Origin of the sequence: Weissella sp. DD23 (assembly GCF_001579105.1) — a bacterium.
In the GTDB taxonomy this organism is placed as follows: domain Bacteria; phylum Bacillota; class Bacilli; order Lactobacillales; family Lactobacillaceae; genus Weissella; species Weissella cibaria.
Map to the genome: position 1 here is coordinate 1 of NZ_KQ970398.1, position 7,085 is coordinate 7,085.

General features: G+C 45.3%; 6 protein-coding genes. All 6 read right to left on the minus strand.

All coding sequences use genetic code 11. From position 1 onward, the window contains the following. Window positions 1-313: 313 nt before the first annotated feature. Entirely contained in the window at window positions 314-1,798 is a 1,485-nt protein-coding gene (lysS, locus tag WEIDD23_RS10385) for a lysine--tRNA ligase (RefSeq protein ID WP_010373869.1), read from the minus strand. 103 nt (window positions 1,799-1,901) lie between these two features. Then, window positions 1,902-2,795, minus strand: a complete 894-nt coding sequence (gene hslO, locus WEIDD23_RS10390) for an Hsp33 family molecular chaperone HslO (RefSeq protein ID WP_010373871.1) — start codon at window positions 2,793-2,795, stop codon at window positions 1,902-1,904. Window positions 2,796-2,887: 92 nt separating this feature from the next. Further along, window positions 2,888-4,951: an ATP-dependent zinc metalloprotease FtsH gene (ftsH, locus tag WEIDD23_RS10395; RefSeq protein ID WP_010373872.1), complete on the minus strand. Its 2,064-nt coding sequence runs from the start codon at window positions 4,949-4,951 to the stop codon at window positions 2,888-2,890. Between the two features lie 64 nt (window positions 4,952-5,015). Then, window positions 5,016-5,612, minus strand: a complete 597-nt coding sequence (gene hpt / locus WEIDD23_RS10400; RefSeq protein ID WP_010373874.1) for a hypoxanthine phosphoribosyltransferase — start codon at window positions 5,610-5,612, stop codon at window positions 5,016-5,018. A 107-nt stretch (window positions 5,613-5,719) separates the two neighbouring features. Continuing rightward, the gene (tilS, locus tag WEIDD23_RS10405; protein WP_010373876.1) at window positions 5,720-6,697 is read right to left on the minus strand and encodes a tRNA lysidine(34) synthetase TilS; all 978 of its coding nucleotides are present in this window, start codon (window positions 6,695-6,697) and stop codon (window positions 5,720-5,722) included. 101 nt (window positions 6,698-6,798) lie between these two features. Beyond that, on the minus strand, window positions 6,799-7,085 hold a 287-nt coding region (locus tag WEIDD23_RS10410), incomplete at its 5' end, for an FtsB family cell division protein (RefSeq protein ID WP_062358970.1).

A 7,085-nucleotide genomic window follows, 5' to 3' on the forward strand; every position in this document is an offset into this window, starting at 1 on the left:
AATGACCTACGTCGTTGTCTCATTTGACAACTTATTCATCTTATCAGTTCATCAACTCGTTGTCAACAACTTGTTTCAAACTGATTTCGATTCGATTGCAACGAGATGAATACCCCGTAACAACTTAATCTATATTACAGAAGCGAACATCAATTGTCAACAACTAATTTCGACTTCTTTTGTTTCATTTTTCGAGCGAAAGTCGCTCACTGAAAAACTCAACTTGAATATAATACGACTATCATCCAAACTTTGCAATACTTTTTGTAAACAAAAAACGCGGATGATTACTCATCCGCGTTTTCAGTCGTTATTAACGCATTGTTGGGAACAACAATACGTCACGAATCGTGTCCGTGTCAGTCAATAGCATGACCAAACGATCGATTCCAATTCCCAATCCGCCTGTAGGTGGCATACCGTATTCCAAAGCCTCAATAAAGTCTTCGTCAATACCTTCCGCCTCATCATTACCAGCATCACGTTCAGCCACTTGGGCCTCAAAACGCTCACGTTGATCAATTGGATCATTCAATTCTGTAAAGGCATTACCGTACTCTGCACCAACAATGAACAACTCAAAGCGATCCGTAAAGCGATCGTCTGTTTCGTTCTTCTTAGCCAAAGGTGACACTTCAACCGGGTGACCGTACACAAATGTTGGTTGGATCAACGTATCCTCAACAAACTCCTCAAAGAATTCGTTGATGATGTGACCAACACCCCAGTATTGTTCATACTTAACGCCCTTGTCGTCAGCAATTGCACGAGCTTCTTCGATCGTCATTGGTTGCCAGAAATCAACACCCGTCGTTTCCTTGATCAAATCAACCATGTGCTTACGAGCGAATGGTTGTGCCAAATCAATATCGTGGCCTTGGTAGGTTACCTTCAAGTCATCAGTAACCGCAGCAGCTGCTGCCTTAATGATGTTTTCAGTTTCAACCATGACATCTTCAAAGTTCCAGTAAGCTGCATACGTCTCAATTACCGTGAACTCTGGGTTGTGCTTAGGGTCCATTCCTTCATTACGGAAGACACGACCAATTTCATAAACACGTTCCATGCCACCAACAATCAAACGCTTCAAGTGCAATTCAAGCGCGATACGCATGTACAAATCAATATCCAACGCATTGTGGTGCGTGATAAATGGACGTGCAGAAGCACCACCCGCTTCGTTTTGTAGCATTGGTGTTTCAACTTCAATAAAGCCTTCACCGTCCAAATAATGACGGATAGCCGTGATAATCTTTGAACGCTTTACAAAACGTTCAAATGAATCTTCGTTTGAAATCAAATCCAAATAACGTTGACGGTATTTAGTTTCCACGTCAGTCAAACCGTGGAACTTGTCTGGCAAAGGACGCAATGCCTTCGTCAAGTGTGTCAAAGCCGTTACGTTAATTGACAATTCACCAGCGCGGGTCTTCATAACCGTTCCAGTGAAACCAAGAATATCACCTAAGTCTGACTTCTTAAGCAATTCGTACGCTTCTTCACCAACAACTGGCTTTTGCACAAAGACTTGGATACGACCTGAACGATCCTTGATGTCTGCAAAGCTGATCTTACCTGAGCGACGCTTGGTCATCATACGACCTGCGATCGTTACTTCAATTGCTTGTGCTTCCAAATCTTCTGCTGTTGTATCATCGTACAACTCGTGCAATTGTGCTGCAGTGTGTGTACGCTCAAAACGGTGTCCGAATGGATCAATGCCCGCATCGCGCAACTCAGCCATCTTGTCACGACGTGCGATCATTTGGTCATTCAATGACACTTGTTGGTCAGCCATAATGTTGCCTCTTTTTCTTTCACTAATTTGTTATGACAGTGTTGTCACAGATAACTATAAGTTTGCCAATCTTAAGCACTTTTTGCAAGTGCTTAACCCAACTTTATAGTCCCTCAGCATCCTTCGCTGCAATAATTCCTGATAATTCTGCTTCATCAAACTGAATCTTCTTACCAGTAAATCGATCGACAATCTCAACACCGTGATCTTCGGCAAGCATTTCTTGCAAATCATTCATTGGTAAGGTTGCCAACATACGCTCATAATCGCGCTTCGAGATTTCAGGATACAATGCCACTTCTGTCGTTGCCAACAACTTCACATCATCCTTACCAAATAGGTTGAACAACAAATCCATTGGTGTGTGTCCCTCAACCAATTGTGATGAAATTGATGGCAAGTTAGCAAGCTTGTCTTCCAGTGCCGTAATATCTTCATCTGACGCATCAGGCAATGCTGAAATCATAAAACCACCCGCGGCAGCCACGGTACCATCTGGGTCAACCAAAACTGACACCGCTACGGCTGAAGGAATTTGTTCTGACTTGGCCATGTAGTACGTCAAGTCATCGCCAATTTCCCCCGTCATCAATTCAACTTGACCCGTAAAGGGATCACCTTCACCAATTTCCTTAGTAACTTGCAAGAATCCATTAGATCCCACGGCACCAGCCACATCCTGCATGCCCTTAGCCGTTAGGGGCAACTCAACCGTTGGGTTCGTCACGTAACCGCGTACCTCACCTTGAGCTGATGCTTCCACGACAATTTTACCAGCAGGGCCATCACCATTAATGACCACTGCTAAACGCTCATCGCCCTTCAAAATGGCATTTGAAACCATCAGAGAGCCGAGCAACGCGCGACCCAAAACGGTCGTACCAAGTTGTGAGGCCTCGTGGAACTTTGAGACTTCTGCCATCATTTCAGTCGCGTCAATGGCAATTGCACGGAAGTTTCCGTCAGTTGTCACTGCGCGTACAAGTGTATCTGTCATATTATATGTGCCTCTTATTATTTGTTTATTTTAGTATCAGTTTAACAGAAAAACCCGCCCAGGTAGAACCTGAACGGGCTTTCTTTCAATCATTAATCTTCATCAGTATGACGTGGTTCCAAAACTTCTGGCTTAACTGTTGCCTCTGACGCTTCTTCGTCATCAACCAACTTGTTATTAGCCGCTTGCTTGGCTTCCTCGTATGACATTGGCGTAACCGTATCATTTTGAACCTTCGTTGATTCTGGCATCTTACCAGTCTCAAACAAACTCAAAATTTGCTTTTCGTCCAACGTCTCGTACTCCAACAAAGCCTTTGCGATTGCATCATGCTTGTCCTTGTACTCTTCGATGATTTCGTGGGCCTTATTGTAACCCTCAGTCGTGATACGACGAACTTCTTCGTCAATCAAGCGTGCTGTTTCATCTGAATAAGCCGCTGACTCACCGTATGAACGGCCCAAGAATGGTTGACCACCATTCTCAAGTTGGACCATACCAAGCTTGTCAGACATACCGTACTCCGTCACCATTGAACGCGCAATGTTTGTTGCTTGCTCAAAGTCGTTTGAAGCACCTGATGACTGTTGGTCAAAGATAATTTCTTCGGCCGCACGTCCACCCATCAAACCAGCAATTTGGTCCATGGCATCCGTCTTATTCATCAACATTTGATCTTCACGAGGCAACATAATGGCGTATCCGCCGGCACGTCCACGTGGCACAATCGTTACCTTGTGGACAACACGTGCTTCGTTCAATACCAAACCAACAATCGCGTGACCCGCTTCGTGGTAAGCAACCGTTTGACGTTCCTTAGCAGAAACCACACGATCCTTCTTAGCTGGTCCCGCAATAACACGGTCTTCAGCTTCATCCACATCCTTGGCGTAAATCGTATCGTGGTTTTGACGAGCAGCCAACAATGCTGCTTCGTTCAACAAGTTTTCCAAGTCAGCTCCAACGAAACCAGGTGTTTGCTTAGCAATTTCCTTCAAGTCCACATCATCAGCCAATGGCTTATTCTTAGCGTGGACGTTCAAGATAGCCTCACGACCCTTAACGTCAGGACGACCAACCAAAATCTTACGATCGAAACGACCTGGACGCAACAACGCTGGGTCCAAGACATCTGAACGGTTGGTAGCGGCCATCACAATGACACCCTCACTACCAGAGAATCCGTCCATCTCAACCAACATTTGGTTCAATGTTTGCTCACGTTCATCGTGACCACCACCCATGCCGGCACCACGTTGACGACCGACCGCATCAATTTCATCGATAAAGATGATTGATGGCGCAGCCTTCTTCGCGTTGTCAAACAAATCACGGACACGACTAGCACCGACACCGACGAACATCTCCACGAAGTCAGAACCTGAAATCGAGAAGAACGGTACGCCAGCTTCACCGGCAACTGCACGGGCCAACAAAGTCTTACCAGTTCCGGGAGGGCCCTCAAGCAAAACACCCGATGGAATACGAGCACCCAGCTTTAAGAACTTCTTTGGATCCTTCAAGAACTCAACAACTTCAACTAGTTCTTGCTTTTCTTCTTCAGCTCCAGCAACATCCGCAAAGCGAACCTTGTTTTCTGAAGGATCAGCTGGCTTTGCCTTAGACTTACCGAAGCCCATCATGTTACCACGACCGCCTTGGCCACCTTGGCTCATGCCGCCCATCATCAAGTAGAACAAACCAACCATCAACAAGATTGGCAACAACATCGTTGCCATGCTTCCCCAGAAGTTTGAAGGTTGTGGCTTCGTTGTTACTTCCGTCTTCGTCTTGTCAGCAGCCTTCTGCATTTCCTCAACAATTGGGTCATTACTAATCAATTGTGTCTCAAAACCAGTTACCTTAGCTGATGAACCACCAACTAATGACACAAGTGAATCGGACTTTGCGTCCTTATCAGTTTGTGCTTTGCGGTACTCACCCTTTACGTCGTAAACGCCGGCACCTGGTTGAATCGTGACATTTTTGATTTTCTTATCACGCAATTCCGTCATAAATTTCGACGTAGAAATAGTCTTCGTATTAGAAGTTTGCGATGGACCGGCTACCCAGTAAATCAACCCCATAATTCCGAGGACTACGATTACGTAGAACAAACTATTCCGGACGAAATTGCCGTTTCGTTGATTCTTCATCCATTCCTCCTACCGACAGCAACCGCTATCTGCGTTGTTTAATATATGTTATCCGAGTTGGAAATTAGTGCTCAGGTGTGATATCCACCGTGTCTACGACATCAGCGTGGGCTGGGTCATAAACTTCGCGCTTCAAGACACCAACATATGGCAAGTTGCGGTAAAGTTGCTTGTAATCCAAACCATAACCCACCACAAATGCCTTTGGCACATCAAAGCCGATGTAATCAACAGTTGCTTCTACAACACGGCCTTCCTTCTTGTCGAGCAAGCTGGCCGTCTTAACAGACTTTGCACCACGTTCCATCAACAAGTCGATCATAAACTTCAATGAACGACCCGTATCAACGATGTCCTCCATGATGATGACGTCGCGTCCTGCGATATCCGTTTGCAAATCCGTTACAAGGTCAACTTCACCTGAAGAAGCAATCCCACCGTTGTAGCTAGAAACGTCAATAAATTCGACTTCAGCATATTGCATGTGGCGCATTACATCGACCGTCCAAAGTACGGCACCCTTCAAAACTGACAAAATGATTGGTGTACGTCCTTCATAATCGGCAGCCAATTGCTTACCAACACGTTCTGCTGCTTCGGCGATATCTTGCTCGCTATAAAGCACGCGTTCGATATCGTTATTCATGTCCCATTGGTTCATGTCTGTTCAATCTCCTAAATCTTAATTCCCCTACCGTTACATAGCATTAAGAATACCATGTTTGACGGTAAATGTTTAGTGCTACAAATAAAAGAAATGTGAACGCTTTAATGTTTTTGTGATAACAATAAATAGTTATCAAAGCGTTCTAGCTGTAATTGTCCACCTAAATCAATTAGCCCCGTCGACACACTTGGATTGCGCATCAGTTGAATTGCCTGGGCAATTTGACTATCTTTGACGTTTAAGACGTGTTTCTTAGTTAGCCACGTTTGTATGATAATCGTCAAGACACTCTCATCAACTGTCCAATCCAGGCGTCCGGCCTCTAAAGCCTTAACGTGAACGTTAATCGCACCATTCGCAAGCTTTTGCAGCGCCGCCAACTGGGTTGCAAACGTCACCACGTGTTCAGCAGCCTGTTCATTAATGCTAGTCAAAGCTGGCAGCACTGTTTGGCGCATGCGATTACGGGCAAATGTTTCGTCCGCATTGGTATAGTCTTCTACCCATTCAGTCAGCGGTTGAATGACCAAATCTGCTAGGTCAGCTTTCGTTAAATTCAGCAATGGCCGGGCCAAATCAATATCACCACGTAATTGCTGCCGTGGTGCCATCCCCACCAACTGGGTCAAACGACTGCCACGAGTCAGCTTATACAAAATGGTTTCAACTTGATCCCCTTGATGATGGGCGGTCACGATAATGTTAGCGCCCACTTCACGGGCCATTTTAATCAGTGCTTCGTATCGCTTTTCCCGGGCTTGTTCTTCAACTGCGACAGTTGGAACGGCCTCCCAAGTAAGTGTTTCTATCAAACCGTAGGCTAAATGCGGTGTGGCCGCAAATGTTCGGCGAACCAGCGCTTCCTCTGCAGCGGCATCATCCCGTAACTGGTGATTCACATAGCCGGCACTCACCGTCGGTTGCACATCAGCCGGCAGCGTTCCTTCTGTTAACCAGCGCAACAAGTGTAAGGAATCTTGCCCACCCGAAACAGCCACCAACACGTGATCATGTTGGTCAAATAATCCCTGTTCCCGTATCTGTCGGGTTAAGTTCGCACGTAAAACTTTTGGTTGCATCGTTAACCTTCTTCCTCAATCACTCTTGGTTATTATTATAGCTTGCTTTGTACGAAAAAAAGGCAATCAGTGTCCTGATTACCTTTCTTTCATTCACTTCATTACTCACCTGGCAAATTGAAAACAATCTCGCCATCTTTGGTATACATGTACTTTTCACGCACTAACTTTTCGAGATACGATTCATCACCCAAATCTTTGACTTCTTGCTTCAAATTTTGATGCGTAGTTTTCGCACTCGCTAACTGCGTTTGTGTTTTTTCTAAACTCGCCGAAGCGGTTGTATATTTATTATATTGTTGGTGAAAGCAAACCATGGCATAAATCACCGTGGCAATCATAAACGCTGCCAAGACGAAGCGACGCCGTAAGTGTACCTTACGTTGGT

Excerpts from the sequence above, each read along its gene's own strand:
- lysS (WP_010373869.1), bottom strand. The coding sequence starts at position 1,798 with ATGGCTGACCAACAAGTGTCATTGAATGACCAAATGATCGCACGTCGT.
- hslO (WP_010373871.1), bottom strand. The coding sequence starts at position 2,795 with ATGACAGATACACTTGTACGCGCAGTGACAACTGACGGAAACTTCCGT.
- ftsH (WP_010373872.1), bottom strand. The coding sequence starts at position 4,951 with ATGAAGAATCAACGAAACGGCAATTTCGTCCGGAATAGTTTGTTCTAC.
- hpt (WP_010373874.1), bottom strand. The coding sequence starts at position 5,612 with ATGAACCAATGGGACATGAATAACGATATCGAACGCGTGCTTTATAGC.
- tilS (WP_010373876.1), bottom strand. The coding sequence starts at position 6,697 with ATGCAACCAAAAGTTTTACGTGCGAACTTAACCCGACAGATACGGGAA.